The sequence below is a fragment of the Vibrio azureus genome (genome assembly GCF_002849855.1).
GTDB classification, from domain to species: domain Bacteria; phylum Pseudomonadota; class Gammaproteobacteria; order Enterobacterales; family Vibrionaceae; genus Vibrio; species Vibrio azureus.
In genome coordinates, this window is the sequence record NZ_CP018617.1 from 1,489,766 (window position 1) to 1,508,418 (window position 18,653).

The 18,653-nt window shown below is 41.3% G+C and carries 18 protein-coding genes; 5 read left to right on the plus strand and 13 right to left on the minus strand.

What is annotated here, in order from left to right; genetic code table 11:
- Positions 1-43 precede the first annotated feature (43 nt).
- Positions 44-1,195, minus strand: coding sequence for an MFS transporter (locus BS333_RS20435; protein WP_021710960.1), 1,152 nt, complete (start codon positions 1,193-1,195; stop codon positions 44-46).
- A gap of 186 nt (positions 1,196-1,381) precedes the next feature.
- Here BS333_RS20435 and BS333_RS20440 point away from each other — a divergent pair, with 186 nt between their 5' ends.
- Positions 1,382-2,164, plus strand: coding sequence for an AraC family transcriptional regulator (locus tag BS333_RS20440; protein ID WP_021710959.1), 783 nt, complete (start codon positions 1,382-1,384; stop codon positions 2,162-2,164).
- Positions 2,165-2,253: 89 nt separating this feature from the next.
- Here the strand turns inward: BS333_RS20440 and BS333_RS20445 are convergent, their stop codons facing one another.
- The 10 genes from BS333_RS20445 to BS333_RS20490 form a co-directional block, all read right to left on the minus strand.
- On the minus strand, positions 2,254-3,084 hold the full coding sequence (locus BS333_RS20445; protein WP_021710958.1) for a patatin-like phospholipase family protein: 831 nt from the start codon (positions 3,082-3,084) through the stop codon (positions 2,254-2,256).
- 253 nt (positions 3,085-3,337) lie between these two features.
- Complete coding sequence (locus BS333_RS20450; RefSeq protein WP_021710957.1) at positions 3,338-4,501, minus strand: tetratricopeptide repeat protein; 1,164 nt, start codon at positions 4,499-4,501, stop codon at positions 3,338-3,340.
- The gene (locus BS333_RS20455) at positions 4,498-5,118 is read right to left on the minus strand and encodes an energy transducer TonB (RefSeq protein ID WP_021710956.1); all 621 of its coding nucleotides are present in this window, start codon (positions 5,116-5,118) and stop codon (positions 4,498-4,500) included. Before BS333_RS20455 ends, BS333_RS20450 begins: the two co-directional genes overlap by 4 nt.
- A complete protein-coding gene (locus BS333_RS20460) occupies positions 5,118-5,522 on the minus strand; it encodes an ExbD/TolR family protein (RefSeq protein ID WP_021710955.1) in 405 nt (134 codons plus the stop codon). The genes BS333_RS20455 and BS333_RS20460 overlap by 1 nt, the downstream gene beginning before the upstream one ends.
- Positions 5,519-6,073 carry a MotA/TolQ/ExbB proton channel family protein gene (locus BS333_RS20465; RefSeq protein WP_033004234.1) on the minus strand — a complete coding sequence of 185 codons (555 nt, stop codon included), beginning with the start codon at positions 6,071-6,073 and terminating at the stop codon, positions 5,519-5,521. The genes BS333_RS20460 and BS333_RS20465 overlap by 4 nt, the downstream gene beginning before the upstream one ends.
- Positions 6,073-7,455 (minus strand): MotA/TolQ/ExbB proton channel family protein, encoded by a 1,383-nt coding sequence (locus tag BS333_RS20470; protein ID WP_418369083.1) that lies wholly within the window; start codon positions 7,453-7,455, stop codon positions 6,073-6,075. Before BS333_RS20470 ends, BS333_RS20465 begins: the two co-directional genes overlap by 1 nt.
- 3 nt (positions 7,456-7,458) lie before the next feature.
- Positions 7,459-8,226 (minus strand): DUF3450 domain-containing protein, encoded by a 768-nt coding sequence (locus BS333_RS20475; RefSeq protein ID WP_021710952.1) that lies wholly within the window; start codon positions 8,224-8,226, stop codon positions 7,459-7,461.
- A gap of 92 nt (positions 8,227-8,318) precedes the next feature.
- Positions 8,319-10,391: a TonB-dependent siderophore receptor gene (locus BS333_RS20480; RefSeq protein ID WP_021710951.1), complete on the minus strand. Its 2,073-nt coding sequence runs from the start codon at positions 10,389-10,391 to the stop codon at positions 8,319-8,321.
- 124 nt (positions 10,392-10,515) lie between these two features.
- Positions 10,516-11,883 carry a HAMP domain-containing sensor histidine kinase gene (locus BS333_RS20485; protein WP_033004239.1) on the minus strand — a complete coding sequence of 456 codons (1,368 nt, stop codon included), beginning with the start codon at positions 11,881-11,883 and terminating at the stop codon, positions 10,516-10,518.
- 20 nt (positions 11,884-11,903) lie between these two features.
- A complete protein-coding gene (locus BS333_RS20490) occupies positions 11,904-12,572 on the minus strand; it encodes a response regulator transcription factor (RefSeq protein WP_033004238.1) in 669 nt (222 codons plus the stop codon).
- A 792-nt stretch (positions 12,573-13,364) separates the two neighbouring features.
- On the opposite strand from BS333_RS20490, the gene BS333_RS20495 reads away from it, so the two are divergent.
- Complete coding sequence (locus BS333_RS20495; RefSeq protein WP_021711871.1) at positions 13,365-14,732, plus strand: anthrax toxin-like adenylyl cyclase domain-containing protein; 1,368 nt, start codon at positions 13,365-13,367, stop codon at positions 14,730-14,732.
- Between the two features lie 278 nt (positions 14,733-15,010).
- Positions 15,011-15,718, plus strand: coding sequence for a glycerophosphodiester phosphodiesterase family protein (locus BS333_RS20500; protein ID WP_021711870.1), 708 nt, complete (start codon positions 15,011-15,013; stop codon positions 15,716-15,718).
- Between the two features lie 24 nt (positions 15,719-15,742).
- Here BS333_RS20500 and BS333_RS20505 read toward each other — a convergent pair whose 3' ends face one another.
- Complete coding sequence (locus BS333_RS20505; protein WP_033004564.1) at positions 15,743-16,225, minus strand: L,D-transpeptidase family protein; 483 nt, start codon at positions 16,223-16,225, stop codon at positions 15,743-15,745.
- Between the two features lie 215 nt (positions 16,226-16,440).
- On the opposite strand from BS333_RS20505, the gene BS333_RS20510 reads away from it, so the two are divergent.
- Positions 16,441-17,433 carry a 2-hydroxyacid dehydrogenase gene (locus BS333_RS20510; RefSeq protein ID WP_021711867.1) on the plus strand — a complete coding sequence of 331 codons (993 nt, stop codon included), beginning with the start codon at positions 16,441-16,443 and terminating at the stop codon, positions 17,431-17,433.
- Between the two features lie 100 nt (positions 17,434-17,533).
- Positions 17,534-17,890 carry a YibL family ribosome-associated protein gene (locus BS333_RS20515; protein WP_021711866.1) on the plus strand — a complete coding sequence of 119 codons (357 nt, stop codon included), beginning with the start codon at positions 17,534-17,536 and terminating at the stop codon, positions 17,888-17,890.
- 211 nt (positions 17,891-18,101) lie between these two features.
- Here BS333_RS20515 and BS333_RS20520 read toward each other — a convergent pair whose 3' ends face one another.
- Complete coding sequence (locus BS333_RS20520; protein WP_021711865.1) at positions 18,102-18,533, minus strand: VOC family protein; 432 nt, start codon at positions 18,531-18,533, stop codon at positions 18,102-18,104.
- Between the last annotated feature and the right edge of the window lie 120 nt (positions 18,534-18,653).

The following is an 18,653-nucleotide window of genomic DNA, read 5'->3' on the forward strand; positions in this document are numbered from 1 at the left end:
TTGAACAAACTCAAGTGCTCTCTAGATACTTAGGCATCTGTATTTAAAACTCATTTTTGTGTTTAAAAGAGTGTAAAAGCACAAGGACAATACATACAGCAGCACTACCAATCAAAGTCATTGCCAGATTACCTATTTCAGCAGCCTTATGAAGACCAAAACCAATAATCAGGTAATAGAAGAGGCCTAATAAAGCACCTGCGCTGCCTAAATGGTCACGATACTCAACTAATGCTCCACTTAATAGGTTAGGTAATGCAAGCCCAAATGATAGTGAAACTAGAACCACTGGTACAAAAAACCAAACTGAGTCCTGCATCATCCATACACAAAGGCCACCCATTAAAAGTAGTACTGATGCGAAGGTAACAATTTTATCATGGCTTAAATGAGCACGGATTAGTCGCATATTAATAACCGAGCCCAGCACAGAACCAGCCGCTAACACAAAACCTGTATTACCAAAAAAGCTGACACTTGCTCCCAATTTCTCAAACATAAAAGGTGCAATACTGTAGTATGAGAAGAGAGCAATATTGAATAAGCCAACCATCAACGTCACGTACCAAATATGGCTATCTGTTAACATTTTTAAAGCCACAGAAATTAAACTGTCACGCCTACTGTTCTCTGCCTTAGTTTCCGGAAGTTTAACTATTGACCAAATAAGTAAGGCTGCCACAAAGACCACCATTGCTACGAATACTAATTTATAACCGCCAAAAGAAGTTAACCAGCTACCAACTAACATACCAACAACAGGACTAATACCAATTGATGTCCCGACAATTGAAAATACATGACTTAATTCTTTACCATGGTAACCGTCACGGATGATCGTTTGTGTACAAACAGATCCAACTGCAGCACCAAAAGCACAACAACCAAAGCCCGTTAGTAAGAGATCAAAGTTTGGAGCAAGCATGGTAAATATTGCCGCTGCAATAAAAACGACTAAGCCAGCCAAAGTTGAAACTCTTCTTCCTATCACATCACACATTCTGCCCCAGAAAACGACACCAAAAGCAAAAGCGATAAAGAAAATGGACATTGCTTGAGATGCTTCATTCGAAGTTACTCCGAACGTATTTTTTACTGAAGTGAGCGCAGGGCTATACATTGTTTCGATGATCTGCGGAAACATCAAAAGTACCACAGCCAAAGGGATCGATATTTTCTCTATAATTTTATTCATTTTCGGATTCTCAAATATACCTCAATTTTTCATTGTTGATTCACAACACAACAAAAACCAAGCTAGCTAAGTAACCTCGTGTACGCAGTAGCTCAATCGATGTAAGGAGTATACAGCCACTATTGATTGGGCTTATAATAGGAAAAAGACTTTAAATACCATAATTCGGACAAGGAGAGGTGTACGATGGCTTTCATTAAGCAAAATGAAGTCTTTAATGAAAATGATTACGACAGCTTAGTCGTGGGCATAGCCTCTGAGATCTCACAGCATGATTCTGGCCTACACAAACACAAAAAAGATCAATTAATTTCCTCAAAATCTGGCTGCATGACAATCACATTAGATAATATCAAATATGTGTTGCCTCCAATGAGGGCAGCTTGGGTACCTAGTGGCATTGAACATAATGCCCAATCAACGAACATGACTCACTATCGTTCCATGTACTTTCATTCTTCACTTGAACCTCAATTACCTCGTCAAATTAAGATTTTTGATGTCACGCCATTAATGCAGGTCCTGATAGAAAGGATGTCATTCTGGCCTTTTAACAAGCCTGATGAAGAACAAATCAATACCGTCAATTTATTTATAGAAGAATTGAATGCTTCAGAAGAAGTGTACTTAAAGCTACCTTTACCAAAAGACCCTCGCTTAAATAAATGGCTATCCAAAATAGATACCGCGGATTTTCTTGTTCCTTCTTTGGCTAAGCTAAGCCAGAAAGTAGGCGCGAGCGAGAAAACCATTACTCGAATTTTTAACAGAGAAACGGGAATGCCATATCAAAGTTGGCGACAACAGTGGCGCTTACTTGGTGCTATTGAGCTCTTGTCAAACGGTATGAGAATTACGGATGTAGCTGATAGGTTGGAATTTTCGAGTGATAGTGCTTTCATTGCATTCTTTCGGCAAAAAACAGGGCAAACGCCAATGAACTTTATGAGCAATAAGCCCAGTGATTAATATTGTGCTTATACCTAAGTACCTCGAGATCACTTGGGTATCAGTGACCTCAAGATACTTAGGTATACCCAAATTACCTTATGCGCATATCATTGAATCACACCCATTAGGTGCTCCCGCCCTGCTTTAAGCCCCATTCTATATCCCTCAATTAGAACGGATTGCTTCATCGACAGACGGTGAACTCTAAATGTTTCTGGAGGGGCAATAACGTTTATGACGGTATTTGGGGGTGGGTTTCGGATGAAATTAAGGGATGCATTATAATTCTCCGATCTGTGAATAATAGCCTCAGCCATTTCGGGATACTCCAGAAAGCATTGTTTAACTAACCAAGGCATTTTCACTCTTTTCTTCTCATAACTCAGAGGATGAGAGAGGACCACTGTGATATCACATGCACCGCGACGGTATGCTTCTCGCACTGGAATAGAATCAGCAATACCTCCATCTGAATGGCAACTACCGGTAAAAAATGGAAGATGCTTATATGCAATAGGTAAAGCTGTCGTGGCCTCAATCACCCTCTCAAAGTTATTGCGATCAATGCGGTAATATTCCGCCAGTCCTGTATTGGCATTTGTCGTTACCGCAACAAAAGGAATATCATTAAACAATTGATTTCTATTGAGGGTATAAGTTCGATTAGACTCTTCAAATAACCATTTAACATCAATTAAATCGCCTCCTTGTAAGAAGCGATTTACATCGAAAAAGCGCTTACTTGTAGCAAGCTTTGTAATAATATTAATACTTCGATGAGGATAGTCCGTGAGATAACCAATTAAATTAGAAGCGCCTGCTGAGACACCGATTGCAAGATCAAAAGGTTTATAACTTTTCTCTAGAAAGGCATCCAAAACCCCACTGGCGAAAACGCCACGCATTGCGCCGCCTTCAACAACAATTGCTTTTTTCATATTCTTTCTCATTAAATAAGCTTCTATCCTCCAGTAGCATCAAGGTGGTTGATTAAGAGCACCTTGATACTGTGCCCAGGTAATCTCAAAGTGCTTGAGGTTACTTGGGGATACTGGGTTATATTTAAATCGAAAACAGTCTATCGACTTTTAACCTGTCATATTACTGACATTAGGACTAATAATATAAAAATAAGAACAGTGCTTATTGATGGCAGCAAGCAATTATACAGTATTTACATATACCCTTGACTTACGGCCTTTGTGCTTGCCTCAGTTGAGAAAGATATTTCACCCAGCTTTGTGCTTGCGTGGATGGTGCCATTTCATTTGAACGTTTTGCATAAGCCAATGCGTCATCAAATTTCTGTAACTTAAAGTAAGCACGAGTTTTCATCAAAGCGACATCAGCTTTACGCCCCGATACTTTATCTAATGCAGCAAGCGCACTTTGATATTGGCCTTCTTGAACTAATAATTGCGCAAGATGCCAATTATACTGACGATCCAACTTTGCTGCTAAGCGCCAGCTTGCGATAGATTTCTGCCATTCCTTAGCCATTTGCCAGTAAGTAGCTTGCTGCGCTTTTAGTTTGCGGTCAGAGTCGATACCCGCAATCTCACCCAGTTCTTTTGCAGCTCGTTCTGGAATACCACGCTTGGCATATAATTGAGCCAGTAGTTTATGATCACTGTTATCAAAAGGGACCCCTTTCAACTTGGCCAGAGCCATAGTATCCAGTGCCTTACTACTATCATTCACATGCAGATATAAAGCAACGAGTTGACGCCACCACTCAGTGCGACTTGGTTGCAGATCGATCAAACGCTTGATCGTTCCAATCGCGGGTCGCCACTTTTTCAGTTCAAGCTGCGCCGATAATGTCATCGATAAAGGCGCTTGAGTGTCAGGAAGGTGGAAGCGATCATAGCTAGCCATCGCTGATAACACCTTTTTCCACTCTTTCAATTGGTAATGAGATTGGGCAATACGCAGCCAAACTTGGTCGACTTTTTGTTTTTTTGGCGTCGCTTTAGTCAAATGATAATAATGTGGTAACGCCTGCTTAAACTGCTGGGCGTTGAGTAAGAGATCAGCCAACATTTTTTGCGTTTGCCATGCCTGCTCGTCTTTTAATTGCCCACTTTTCACCGCTAGGGTTAATTGCTTAATCGCAGGTTGTACTTGCCCATTTTGCCAATAAAAGATACCGAGCATCCTAGCAACAAAAGCACGTTCATACCCCCGAGACGGATCCAGTGCTTTAAGTATGGCAATCGCTTGGCTAAATTGCTCTTTTTCAGCCAACTGATGAGCCTTTTGCACACGACCAGCCGTATATTGGCTTAATTCATTCGCACTAGAGCTCAAAGCTGCCAAACTAAGTGCAACCCCCAGCAAAAATAACTTCATCATTTATCTAACTTAAACTCCAATCTCACGGTTTGGCCTTGCTGTTCAATAGAATGGCCATTTTCAACTTTCGGCTGATATTTCCACTTTTTTAACGCACGAATTGCATCTTTCTCAAACCAGCGTTTAGGCTGAGCTTCTATGACTTCAATATCTACAGGGCGACCTGATGCATCGATAGTAAAACGCATCACGACGTAGCCTTCTATTTTACGTTTCAACGCTTTTGATGGATAACGAGGTTCAACACGGTAAAGTGGCATAGCCTGCTGGGTACCCATCATCCCTGATAAATTTGGGGCTTGAATGGCGATACCATCCATAGACGTATTCAGACCCAAAGCTGCAATAGGTGACATCTGTTGCATCGCTTGCTTCGGTACTTCTGCTTGCGACAATGCCATTGGCTCCGGAATCGATGGTGGTTTGGGTTGTTCAGGCACAGAGCGCTGTCTTCGTTGTATATCTGAGTCATTTTCGAGCATGACCATATCAAAGCGAACCGCCTCCGAGGCTGGTTGGACATCTTGTTTGCCTCTATCAACCATCCATGCCATCAAACTAAATAAGCTGAGTGTAATGATGCATGAAAGTGGCAATGCCATCATCAACAAGCGCATTAGTGTTTCTCCGCAGCTAAGGCGATATTTTTCACTCCAGCACCTTTCGCTGCATCCATCACTTTGACAACTGTACCGTTATACGCATGCTCATCCGCTTGAATCACCAATGCCGCCTCCGGTTGCTCCAATAGTAAATGCTCTATCGTCGCTTCAACACGTTCAATATCAACCATACGTTTATCGATATACACATCATTCGCAGCCGTAATTGCGATAAAAATACCTGCCTCTTTTTGACTGATAACATTTGACGCTTGCGGGCGATTCACTTCGACACCCGATTCACGAACAAAAGAGCTGGTCACAATAAAGAAGATCAACATGATGAATACAATATCAAGCATCGAGGTTAAATCTATCTGAGCTTCATCTTGTTGAATGGGTCGGCGTCCGAGTCTCACTTTTGACTCCTTAATGATTGTTCTAGTTGGATTATTTTTCTTTCACATGACTTACTCAAGCGAGCATGTACAAACATTCCCGCCAAGGCGGCGACCATACCTGCCATAGTAGGTAACGTCGCAAGAGAGATACCTGAAGCCATCAGTTTAGGGTTGCTGCTCCCTTGGGTTGCCATCATGTCAAACACACTGATCATCCCTGTTACCGTGCCAAGTAGACCGAGCATGGGGCAAATAGCGACTAAGACTTTCATGGTTGATAAGTGCTGGTATAGATCACCTTTAGCCTTCGAGATCCATCCTTCTCTAATCTGGTGTGCATACCATGACTGCTGTTCCAACCTAGAGCCCCATCGTTGTATCAGGTGTGCTTTTACCCTCGGAAACACAGTATGGAGGTAAAGCAGTCGATCGATAGCCAGCAGCCAATATAGAGCAACGACAGCGGCTAACCACCATAAAATGGGACCTCCTTGATGCATAAAACTCATCAATGTCGAACCCCAATCTTTCACGATTACCTCCTCCACGCTGGATACGCTCAGTGCCATTACGCTGCACTCTCTGTCGTCAAGTGTGAATGAGCTGTGCTTAATAAACTGCCTTGTTCTGCTTGCTCCGCGATAAGGCCAAGACCTTGCTTTTCAAGAACATTTCGAATGCGTTCTGCTTGAGAGCTTAAAATATTATGCGCCAGTAAAAGAGGCATAGCAGCAATAAGACCGAGTACAGTGGTCACGAGCGCCATCGAGATCCCTCCAGCCATCACTTTCGGATCACCATTACCAAATTGAGTGATCACTTGGAATGTTTCAATCATCCCTGTCACCGTACCAAGTAATCCTAGCATTGGCGCCAATGCAGCCAATAACTTCAACATTGATAAACCTTTTTCCAAATGCATTTGCTCATCAACAACCGCTTCTAATAAACGAAGTTCTAATGCCTCGACACTGCGGTGCTTATCTTTTTGGTACACCGCAAGAATTCGACCCAGAGGATTATCAGTTAATTGTTCAGGATTTTTGAGCTGCTGAGTAATACGTTGGCGAGCCATAAGCAAAGACACACCTCGAATCACGGCAATAGACAACCCAATCACCAGTAATCCAAGTATTATCTTGCCTACCACTCCACCGGCATTAAATCGGTCTAAAAGGGTGGGAGATGTCGCTAGCTGTTCTAATAAAACACCACGGGATGGGTCAATGACAACGCTATCAATCTGGCCAGCGTTTAATGAGTCTATTGTTGGGGCATTATCTGGTTGGCGAAGGTATTGAACAGCATCACCTCTCTGACCTTGCCATTTAACGAAACCTTTATCGTCAACAAGTGCTATCGCCCCTAAACGTACTCCGTTGGCTGTTTGTTCTCGCCCTTCACCATCCAATAATGGGAAAGAAACATTGACCAACTCTCCGCTGGCTTTAATTTGTTGTTCCATACTGCGCCACATGGCTTGCAACTGAGATAATGTTGGCAACGACTGCGCCGCAATAATATTCTCGACATTATCAAAACCAGCGTGAGCATCCACACTCGTGACGGACTGTTTTAGCTCCATTTCCAAAGACTTAGCACTTTGGCGAACCACACCAAACAGTTCACCTAAACTCCCTGTTTCTAAACGCAATTTCTCTTCTAATTGTGCAAGCTGAGATTCATTTTCACTGAAGGTTACACTCAACGTATCAGCTTCACTTTGTAGTGCTGCACGCTCTGAAGCCAATTGATTTTTTATCGACTGAAGCTGTTTTTCATTTTTATTAAATCCGGCTTCTCGGCTGTTATTATGTGACTGCTGCTGGCGCTGCTCTTGATGTGCACTTTGTAACAAAGCCTTACTTTCTGATGCCGAAGTATTCCCTGTTAAAGCAGCAAAAGACAATATCACGGCAGAAATTGATGCCTTCAGTGAACGGTTATTGATCATTTATTTCTTCTCCGCTACTTGGCTTGATAAAGGTAATGTCAGTAAACTTGGAACCAACTGTTTATTCGCCATTGCGTATGCTTTGCTCAATTCAGCAGACTGCTGGTCATCAACATATTCCCAAGCGTTGTTTTGTTGAGACCAACGCCAGAATTCATTACCAGAGAGGCTACGAGCGATCAGCGAGATACGCCCCAAGTAAAGCACATCAACTTCAATGAGATCACCATCTACAGGTTGAATTTTACCTCGGTAGGTTCCCAGCTTACTGCCGTAATCGATTTCAACCTGATACGCTTCCAAGATTCTTCGAAACTTCTCAGCATCGGCAACATCTGCACGCTTCATAACGGCTTCTAGCTTCGCAATTCGCTCTTCCCTTTGTTCTTTGCGGATAGGTAAATCATCAGCCACTATCGCTTTCAACCCATCAAGCATATGGTACATCAAAGGCACAATCCCTTGACGCGTCTTCGCAATCTGCTCAATCTGCTTATTCAAGCTAACCACTTCTTGATTTTGGCTCTCAACAAGACCGTTCAGGTGATCACGATAAATTTTCAAATTGCTGATTTCCTCACGCAACTGATCGATTTCAGCTTCCAAAGTCAGAGCTTTTTCAGCACTCACATCAATACGTTTTTGGCTCGATGCTGAAGCCTGATTTGTTTTGCTCTGGACAGTTTGTGCTCGGTTAAGTTCATCCGCCATAGCAGGCAGCAAAGCCGATGAAAGTAACAGAGCAAGGCTCGATTTAAATAGATTCATATGCGTTAAAATATCTTTATTTTCAGACCCTAGGGTTGGTTGACCTTTGTTGTTTTACTCAAGATACCCTGAAGTACCTTGAGTAAGTGTATTTAATACTTAAATTGCAGTGAAGCCATGTAGTTTCGTCCTTCACCAATCACGACACCGTTCGCGCCCTCTTGATTCTTCTTGGTCGTTCCTCCACCAGCAAGGTACTCTTCATCAAAGAGGTTTTCGATATTAAAGCGAGCGATAATATCCAACGAGTCATCGTACTTAAAGGTATGTGAGAATCCCATATCAAAGCGTGTATAGGCTTCTTTCTTAAACGTATTCGCAGCGTCACCGTAACGTTCACCTTCATAGATCATACCGAGATTGATGTTAGTATTCGGCTGAACTTCATAATTGGTCCAAACACTGGCTGACCATTCTGGCACGTCTGCTGGCTGATTACCTTGATAAGTTTTGCTTGCGGTTATTTCCGCATCTAAATACATCGCAGAGGCATTTAGAGAAAGAGTGTCAGTAATCATTCCTTGAGCAAGAACTTCCCCGCCCTTGTGGACTTGTTCGCCATCCTGAGTCGCAATTTCTTTGTTTGGATTACTTGGATCATCAATATCTAAACGAACATTTTCCAAAGTAATATCAAACAAAGATCCAGTCAGATACAAGCGCTCATCCAACAGTTCCCACTTAGTCCCAATTTCATAAGAGATCCCTCGTTCTGCCTCTAATTCCTGACCATCATTAGAAAAGTCAGGATCATTGACACTACCTTGAGGCATAAAGCTCTCAGAATATTGCACGTATATCGAACCATTACTTGCTGGATGGAAAATCACACCAAGCTTCGGAGAAACTTGCTGTTCTGTCAGGCTATCACTGCGTTTCTCATCATAGCGAACCCCTGCTAATACTTGCCATTTATCGCTTAATGTCAGCATATTTTGTGCATACAGGCCCCACGTATCATATTGGCTGGTTGAACGCTTTACTGAATTTACTGAGTTGGGTTTGGCAACCGTTTCGCCAGCAGGTACAAGCTCAGCATCATAAAATGCCATTGAACGGTCATAATGATAATCTAAGTAGTTAACACCAATTAAGAGGCTGTTACTGGTTTCAAACAGAGAAAAGTCTGTTGTGATATCTAAATAAGCCGTATCAAATACCCAATGATCAGAGCGTTCATTACCTTTATGCTTAATTTGACCAGTTTGGTCATACTCTTCAAAACTTGGGTAAGATTCTACATCAAAACGTTTAAAGTCTTGTCGATTGTAGCTCGCTTTCACATGCATGTTGTCCATTACTTGAGCATGAATTTCAACACCGTAGTTCTCTACATCGTTATCTATCTTGGACCACTGTGCATCCCAAATGTAATTTTCATCAATAACTGGTTTTCCATCCACAATATAAGCCCCTGAGTCCACACTACCGACCTCTTTAGTGCGATCATAGTGTGCAGAAAGCATGATATTTTCGGTTACGTCGTATTCGACAACGAGACCACCAATCGCTCGATCAGTATCAGGTTCTGTACCATCACCATATTGTCGCCAAGAACCATAATTCTCCTGAGCCAGAATCGTGCGAGCTCTTAATGATTCCGTATCATTCAATGCACCACCCACATCTAATACAGTGCGAGAATGATCATTAGAACCTATATCCTGACTAAAATGAGCTTGTGTCATTGAAGTTGGTTTTTTGGAGATCATGTTAACCAATCCACCCGGCTCTGATTTCCCGTATAATAAACCGGAAGGCCCTTTCAACACTTCTACTCGCTCTAATAATTCAATCGGCTGGCGATAGTGCGACCAATGCTGGCGACCATCTCGTAAAAACCCATCAGAGCTGCCGAGTTCAAAGCCTCTCAGTGAAAATCGCTCTCGATTCCTTCCCTGCCCACCAGCACTGATACTGGCGTCATTTTTTAACACTTCCCCAAGTGTACTTGCTCGTTGTTCATCGATAACAGCGGAGTCAATAATGCTAATTTGTCCCGGGGTTTCTAATTGCAACATATCCATTCGCAGTGCAGTCGAGTTATGATCCGCCTTGTAGCCAAATTCTCGACCTTCAATAATTAGGTGCTCATCCTCTTGAGCCACTGCGGTATTGATAAGAGCCCCCCCAATAGCAACGGCAAGTAAACACTTATTACACATATTCTTTAAGCTCCATTTTTGGGGGCACAGACAATCAAAGTGTGCGCCCATTTATTTCGAAGCACGAATATAAGTAATAATCATTCTTATTTATAACACATTTACATTCTTTGCTTTTGTCTTTTTATAAATCTTTGAATGTTCGTTCAGGAAAACATAATGTCACGATAAAACCACCACTGACTCTATTCGCAGCAATAACTTTTCCACCCATAATGCGCATTGATTCCTTAACAATTGCAAGGCCTAAACCGTATCCTCCGGCTTTTTTGTCTCTAGACGCTTCGAGCCGAGTAAACGGTGAGAAAATATCATCCAATCGATCTTCAGGAATACCTGCTCCGGAATCAGCGACACTCACAGTAAGGTAACGTTCTTTTTCAATGGTTTGATTCGCTAAAGAGACCTCTATAATTGCTTGCTCTCCGGCATATTTAATCGCATTTGTCACCAAATTACTGACACAGCGAATAACCAAAGCTTTATCACATAGAACCATCGTTTGCTCAGCCTCTGACGTAAGAGTAATGCTTTGCTCTGGTCTTAATTCAATTTCACACCGTGAGATTTGTAGCTCTAATAATGACAATAAGTCGGATTTTACTAACTCCGTTCTGTATCGTGTATTTTCAAGTCGACTGAACTCTAATATTTCCCCAATAAGATCGTTCAACTGTGTCGCTTCATCTTCAAGACGCCCTACAAGTTTTTGTTCTTTTGGGCCGACTTTATTGCGTAATAAATGTAATACCAAATTCTGTCTCGCCAAGGGGGTTCTTAGTTCATGAGAGACATCTCGAATCAAACGACGCTGCTTTTCTGCAAGGCGGTGTACTTCTCGAGTCATGTGATCAAAGTCTTCAGCTAACTCATTAAATTCACGTGTTTTAGAATGCAGTTCATCAACAACACACACATTAAAGTCACCATTGGAAAGCTTTTTGCTCGCTTCTCTAAGGCGACTAAGAGGTTGCTGTAAATTCCTGGCAATTAAAATCGAGAACAACACCAAAATAACCACAGCGATAAGCAACTTCAAAATGGCAGAATAAAAAATAAATTCACGGGCAGGGTGCAGCTGATGAGGCAGTTGTATCACCAAGTCCATACCTTTTTTTAAAGGAATAGAGATGATAGGTCGGCTGACTCGATTTTCAAGCTGTTCATCAATGCTGCGTTTAAATTGTAATTTAAATTGAAAGTGAGGATGCATCATTCTCTGGGTGAGAGGTTGAGCATTTTCATCGACAACAAACAAATCAAAACGCTGCGCCTGTGCCCAGTTTGCAAGCGCCTCCATATTCCCATCTTCTATCAAAACATTCGCTTTCTGTGCCAAATCTAACATTTCATTTTTTACACTTTGTGGCACTTTAAGCATCGTCTTAACTAAGGCTTGTTCAGCTAAAGTTTGCGCAACTAAAATACTGATAACAATAACCACCATATAACTAAACAACTGAAACGCTAGACCATCTTTATGGCGTGACATATAGTTAAATAACAAAATAGTCACTCACGTAATGAAGCATCTAAGTAACTGTAACCTTTGCCGCGAAAGGTTTTAATGTGCTGTTTTGATAAACCCGCCTCGACCAATTTACGTCGAATATTACTGACATGCATATCTAAGTTGCGATCAAATGGGCTTAACTCTTTTTTCAAGACCTCTGTCTGTAATTCTGCTTTAGAAATCACAATCCCTTGATGTTGCACTAAGTAACTCAGCAAATCAGCCTCTGTTCCTGTAAGGGGCAGTGAACTTAATTTATCGGTGATGGATTCAACAGTCTTATAAATCACTTGTCTTTGACGCTCTAACCCAACTCTGCGCAAAATAGCTTTAATCCGCATTAAAAGTTCTGCGACATTAAATGGCTTACCAATGTATTGGTCTGCACCAGCCTGGTAACCTTCAAGCATCGATTGTTCATCATTCAGTGCGGTTAGCATTAAAATGGGTGTAGCAAAGCGTTGGCAAATTCTTCGTGCGACTTGCATCCCCGATAAGTTAGGTAGCATGACATCGAGCAGTACTAAATCTACCGAGGTTTTTTCCATGTAACTCAAAGCACTTTCACCACAATGGACAGAAGAGACTTGATATCCCTCTTCTTTTAACACCACTTCAAGCAATTCACATAATGACACATCATCATCAACAACTAAAATCCGAGACATAGAAAAACCAACAATGAAAATACAAACGATTCTCATTTTAACCACCAAGTAAAGTTAGTGCAACGGATATCATAAAAAAGGCACTGGTTTGGCATGAATACATTGACAGGATGAACAAACTGAAAAGCAAATAGGCATATGGGTAGTGCTCTGACGAGCCACTTAATTCCCTATTAAACTTACATGTACTTTGTTCAACGAGACGCAGTATGTGGGTGTGTCACTAGGATATCTCACTGGTCTAAAGAAAACCTGAAAATATAAAAACCCTCAATAATATACCCAAGTGACCTCAAGATGCTTGATTCAGAGCGAGGTCACTGAGTCGAATTCAAGGAAGACAACGAAGCGGAATAGCAGGCTCTTTCTCATTTTTGTAAGAAGAACGGTTGTCTGACGCAAGAAGTCGGCTCAGTGACACGCTCCCAAAGGGCGAGTGACCTTAACTCTCAGGCTTTGTTAACGATTCTCAATGTAGAACGACTATATCTTCGAATCGTTGCCGCGCCTGAAAGTTAAGGTCATCTCACTGAACACAGCATCTTGAGGTTACTTGGGTATAGTGAATGCCGTACTACACCGGGCAAAAAATAAAAAAGAGCAAGTACACTTTTCTATTGTTTTTTTTATAAAAATTTAACCCTAACAAACCAACTTCATCATGAAAAAACCTGATTTTATTGACCCATCATTTTATTTCATTTTTTATCTTTTTCTATCACCTTTGAATCATTGATACATTGATAACTGAAGGCTAATAAACAGTGATTACAAAAGATGGAGTTGTAAAGAATGATAAGACCGCAAACAATATCATCCGTTCCAGTGAACCTTAAAAGAGCAAGAGAAACAACAACGGATGAAGTCCCACCTTTGCAGGCTAAAATCAAGTGTATACGTAATGAAAAAGAATCTTCTATCAGACGTAAACCTTCAATGCCATCTAGAAAACCATCTCAGACTACAATAAAGTTGGGGGGGTCGGCTAAGTCCTCTAAGCCTAACTCAGTCACTGTTCAACAACTCGTCAAAGATATAGCAAAACACACAGGTATTGTTGAATCGCACTTAGAACCACTGCAAAAACTCGCTAATGATACCAATCAAATCATCTCATTTCGTCCTGTCGATCGAATGTCAACAGGGCTGATTGAAAAGGGATACCCAACCAAAGGGTTTGAAATCAAGGGTAAATCAGCGAACCATGGTCCCCAAGCAGGCTTTATTTGTGTAAAACAAGAATTGAGTAAGCTTCACAAGGCAAATTTAGAGATATCAGAACTATCAAAAAAAGTGAAAAAGTACAACGGGGAGGTACAGTCTTGTATAGAGAAAAATGATGCCAAGCCCGTTCAATTGAGATTATCTCCAGATCGCCTTAGTTGGCTATCACAAAATGGCACAATTACGATTCCAGATCTCTCAAAATCATTCAACTCCTTTACTATTCACTCTGAAGGTCTTACTTATCAAGCTGATAGGAAAGGAAATGATTTTGTCATTTCCTATAATAATGAGCCACTAGAAGTACTTGCACATCCAAAGAGTAATATGCCCCTTACGGCAGATTATGATCTCATGTTTATAGCACCAAAAGCAGAACAGCTCGATGTGGGAAGAGAGGACAAGGTACCCGTCCCGCGTATACACTTTGGTGATATAAGTAAGATTTATAAAGAGAAATATGAAAAAGATAACAATGGAAAGTCTTTTACTCCCAAAGAATTCTTTGCTAAAGAGAACGAAACTCAAGGAAGTTGGGGGCAAGGTATCGGTAATGCCACACCAAGAATAAACAAGATGATCGATTCACTTAATTTAGCTACCGTCGGTAAAGGAGGTAATCCCGTTGTACATCACAATGCGGACTCTGGAAGCCCAGCGACGGACCCTAGCTCTAACTATCCCATCACTGTGTTTATGCCCAAAGCCTTTGATGATTATCAATCTATCCATATAATAAAGGACACTAAAGAATTGGCTGAGTTTGTGAAAAAGGCAAAAGACGCAGGTTTTTCAGTTCCACTCAACCCAAAATGGGAGAAACCAGTAGCTCAAGCACGATCAGCAAGGTTTACTGACGCACAAAACACGATTCTCAATTGGGCCCAAGAGACTCATATACCGAATTTAGCCAAACAAACAAGTACTTCACAATAGTCCTTTTCAAGTAAACCGGACATTTCGAGTTAATTTTTGCAGCGAATTGTTGAGTATTGATACAAGGCGAAGACTTAGATGGGAAGTCGGTAACGCAGTAGAAAAGCTCAACAGACGCTGCCCAAAAGGTTCAGCTAAAATCGTAAAGTGGCTTCAAGAAACTGGTTTGAAACTATTCTCATATTGGACTCTTCTATTAATGTCGATAGAGTATTCGCTGTTTTTAATGTGATCACCTAAAGTACTGGATGAGTACACGCTTAAGGTATAGATGTGACATGGAAACAATCATAATCGGACATCGCGGGGTAGCAGGGCATTACCCCGAAAACACACGTTCCAGCATTCAAGCAGCCATTGATATGGGGCTAAAGTGGATTGAGGTTGATATTCAACCAACTAAAGATAATACGCTTGTGGTGTGCCATGATCATACCGTCAACCGTTGCAGCAATGGAACAGGTAGATTAGATGAGATGAGTTTGTCTGAACTTAAAGAGCTCGATTTTGGCTCTTGGTTCAGCCACGAATTTGCCAACGAGAAGCTGCTGACTTTAGATGAATTGTTGCAATTAGCCGCTGAGAATAGCCTCAAACTCAATTTAGAAGTCAAAGTAGACAAACATGATGCTGCAGAGGTTGCAAAACTCGTCATTGATACTCTCCAAAATGGGCCCGTAAAAAGCGAACACCTACTTTTGTCGAGCTTCAACCACACGGTTATAAAAGCCCTTTACAATCAAAGTCAGGATTATCGACTGGGTGTGCTTAGTGACTTTTTAACACGAAAGGATCGTGAACTTCTTAATGAAGTGAATGCATATAGCTGTAATCTTAATATCAATTGGATACGTCGACGCCAGATAGAGAGGTTGCGACAAGAAGGTTATAAAGTCATGTGTTACACCGTAAACAACCCAAACAAGCTAAAGCATCTCCCCTCTCTTGATGGAATCTTTAGTGATTATCCAGAGCGGTTTATATAAAAGCATGGGAAGATGCCACAGATTTTACCATTCAATAAAGATCGGCGTACCCATCTTAACTAATCGAATAAATTCATCCATATCTTCATTGGATAACGCAATACAACCGTTAGTCCAATCAAAACTCTGGATAAACTGAGCTGGTTGCGTTTCGCCATTTTTCAAACCGTGGATTTTTATCTCTCCACCAGGAGAAACGCCTCGACGAAGAGCATCAGCACGGTCATGAGCATTGGGATAGCTTATATGAACGGAGCGGTAATAAGCCGAATCATTGATCACATACTTCAGTGTATAGTTTCCCTCGGGAGTTCTATTATCCCCTTCTTGCTGTTTATGGCCTTTGGGATTCGCACCAAGAGCGACTCGATACTCTTTGATGACTTCTCCTTGTTCCAGCAAGTACATTCTCCGTTTGGATTTATCAATTTTAACTAAATCGATCGCAGCTTGAACATCGTATGTGAAAGAATAACATACCGCTAGGAACACCCATCTTCTTAACATCACCAAAATACCTAACTCGCTCATTTAGAGGGAATTTAAACAAAGAACGACTATGCTAGACAGGTAAGCAGAGTAAATCAAATTGAATATTCACAGATTTGATGACAAGACTGCTTATACCTTGAGATGCTTGATTCAGAGTCATAACACTGAATTGAGTTAAATGAAGATCATAGAATGCTACAGAAGAAACCAAACCTTTCAGAGGGAGAGTCATGATTAATATTGCTTTTTTTAGCGCTAAATCCTACGACGAGATTTCATTTAACAAAGTCAAACACAATCAATTTACTTTCAACTTTCATGATTTCAGGCTGACAGCGACCACAGCTAAAATGGCTCACAACTGTGAAGTCGTTTGTGCCTTTGTTAATGACGACCTCTGTGATGCTGTACTGGAACAATTGGCACGAGGTGGCACGAAACTGATCGCGATGCGCTGTGCAGGCTATGATAAAGTAGATTTAGCCAGCGCTAAGAAATACGGTCTACAAGTGGTGCGTGTCCCTGCCTATTCACCAGAAGCTGTAGCAGAGCACGCTGTTGGCATGATGATGTGTTTAAATCGCCGTCTGCATAAAGCTTATCAACGTACGCGAGATGCCAATTTTTCTTTAGAAGGACTGGTTGGATTCAATTTCTATGGAAAAACCGTCGGGGTCATTGGTACAGGCAAGATCGGTATGGCAGCGATCCGTATCTTTAAAGGTCTCGGTATGAATGTACTGTGTTATGACCCGTACGAAAACCCTTTGGCAATTGAAATGGGGTGCCATTATTGTTCACTGAGCGACATTTATGCAAAAGCGGACATCATCTCCTTACACTGCCCGATGAGTGAAGAGAACTACCACCTATTGAATGAGAAAGCCTTCTCGCAAATGAAAGACGGTGTCATGATCATCAACACAAGCCGTGGAGAGCTCTTAGACTCAGTGGCCGCTATAGAAGCATTAAAGCAAAGTAAGATCGGTGCACTTGGTCTTGATGTTTATGACAATGAGAAGGATCTTTTCTTCCAAGACAAATCCAACGATGTGATTGTTGATGATGTATTTCGACGTTTATCTGCTTGTCACAATGTGTTGTTCACTGGACATCAGGCTTTTCTTACCAATGAAGCTCTGCACAATATCGCCTCGGTCACATTGAGTAACATCGAAGCATTTTTCTCAGGCGGAGTATCAGGTAATGAGCTTATTCTTTAGGGCCTTGAATTAGGCCCCATCTGTTATCAAGAGATATAGTAAGTCGTAACATGTTAACTATGCTATAATTGCCGACTAACAAATTTTTGAGTCCTTATCCATGAGCATAAAAACTGATATCCAAAAGCTGCACAACCGTCTAGATAACTGCCAACGAAAACTTGATGCGGCACGTTCTCGTGGTGATCATGAAATGATTTCTAAGTTCACTGATGAAGTGGAACAGTTAACCAAAAAACTTAATCAACTAAAACATAAGCAAAAATACGAGCTAAATAAAGAGCGCAAAAGCTTGCTTGATATGCCTTTCTCACGTGAAATAACCAAGGCTGAACAAGCGGATATCGGTAAATTGAAAAAGCGTGTCAAAGGTCTCGTTATTGTTCACCCATTAACTAAAGTGGGCAAAGAGCTACGTCTAGACGTTATGACAGGATTTGCTCCAAAAGAGTTTTAGCGATAACAGCTTGGCTTTATCTAAATACCAAGAAACCCAAGCTTATATAGGCTTGGGTTCTTAATAGCGGCATTTCTGCATAAAGGCTTATTTTTGAAACACAAGGGTTGCTATTGTGCTCCCAGTCCCCTCAAACAAGGGGCCAAAATCGCTTGGGGCTCGGGCTTGTTCAACACTCGGGTTTTAAGGTTGGAAGCATAGCGCTTAATCCTTATTTGTTGCATGTTACAGACTTAGTTAGCTGATTTAACTGCAATAAGTCCCATTTTGTACCGTATAAATCTTTAAACACAACAACTGTTCCGTATTCTTCAACACGTGGTTCTTCAGTAAACTCGACATCTTGAGCTTTCATAAACTCATAGTCACGCCAGAAATCATTAGTTTGAAGAAATAAGAAAACACGACCGCCAGCTTGGTTGCCAATTGATTTTAGTTGTTCGTCATTACTTGCTTGAGCCAATAGTAAATTTGTACCTGTTGAATTAGGTGGAGATATTTGAACCCAACGTTTACCACCGCCTAAATCAGTATCTTCGACGAGTTCAAATTGTAGTTTTTTGGTATAAAATTCAATTGCATCATCATAATTTTCAACAACTAGAGCGATATTACCAATTCTTTGTTCGATAGGCTTATTCATTTTTTACTCACTGCAGTTCAAAAATAGAATTCTACTCTATTTAGCTCATAGACTCACTTTTGCATATAACACCGCATTAAGGTCTGATCGGCGTAATAAAAAAGCTACCGCAACCCACAC

What these genes read in the sequence shown, in the direction of transcription:
- BS333_RS20515 (WP_021711866.1), top strand. Translation starts at nt 17,534, where the DNA reads ATGAGCATAAAAACTGATATCCAAAAGCTGCACAACCGTCTAGATAAC.
- BS333_RS20450 (WP_021710957.1), bottom strand. Translation starts at nt 4,501, where the DNA reads ATGATGAAGTTATTTTTGCTGGGGGTTGCACTTAGTTTGGCAGCTTTG.
- BS333_RS20490 (WP_033004238.1), bottom strand. Translation starts at nt 12,572, where the DNA reads ATGTCTCGGATTTTAGTTGTTGATGATGATGTGTCATTATGTGAATTG.
- BS333_RS20520 (WP_021711865.1), bottom strand. Translation starts at nt 18,533, where the DNA reads ATGAATAAGCCTATCGAACAAAGAATTGGTAATATCGCTCTAGTTGTT.
- BS333_RS20465 (WP_033004234.1), bottom strand. Translation starts at nt 6,073, where the DNA reads ATGGCACTGAGCGTATCCAGCGTGGAGGAGGTAATCGTGAAAGATTGG.
- BS333_RS20435 (WP_021710960.1), bottom strand. Translation starts at nt 1,195, where the DNA reads ATGAATAAAATTATAGAGAAAATATCGATCCCTTTGGCTGTGGTACTT.
- BS333_RS20505 (WP_033004564.1), bottom strand. Translation starts at nt 16,225, where the DNA reads ATGTTAAGAAGATGGGTGTTCCTAGCGGTATGTTATTCTTTCACATAC.
- BS333_RS20440 (WP_021710959.1), top strand. Translation starts at nt 1,382, where the DNA reads ATGGCTTTCATTAAGCAAAATGAAGTCTTTAATGAAAATGATTACGAC.
- BS333_RS20455 (WP_021710956.1), bottom strand. Translation starts at nt 5,118, where the DNA reads ATGCGCTTGTTGATGATGGCATTGCCACTTTCATGCATCATTACACTC.
- BS333_RS20485 (WP_033004239.1), bottom strand. Translation starts at nt 11,883, where the DNA reads ATGTCACGCCATAAAGATGGTCTAGCGTTTCAGTTGTTTAGTTATATG.
- BS333_RS20495 (WP_021711871.1), top strand. Translation starts at nt 13,365, where the DNA reads ATGATAAGACCGCAAACAATATCATCCGTTCCAGTGAACCTTAAAAGA.
- BS333_RS20445 (WP_021710958.1), bottom strand. Translation starts at nt 3,084, where the DNA reads ATGAAAAAAGCAATTGTTGTTGAAGGCGGCGCAATGCGTGGCGTTTTC.
- BS333_RS20510 (WP_021711867.1), top strand. Translation starts at nt 16,441, where the DNA reads ATGATTAATATTGCTTTTTTTAGCGCTAAATCCTACGACGAGATTTCA.
- BS333_RS20500 (WP_021711870.1), top strand. Translation starts at nt 15,011, where the DNA reads ATGGAAACAATCATAATCGGACATCGCGGGGTAGCAGGGCATTACCCC.
- BS333_RS20475 (WP_021710952.1), bottom strand. Translation starts at nt 8,226, where the DNA reads ATGAATCTATTTAAATCGAGCCTTGCTCTGTTACTTTCATCGGCTTTG.
- BS333_RS20480 (WP_021710951.1), bottom strand. Translation starts at nt 10,391, where the DNA reads ATGTGTAATAAGTGTTTACTTGCCGTTGCTATTGGGGGGGCTCTTATC.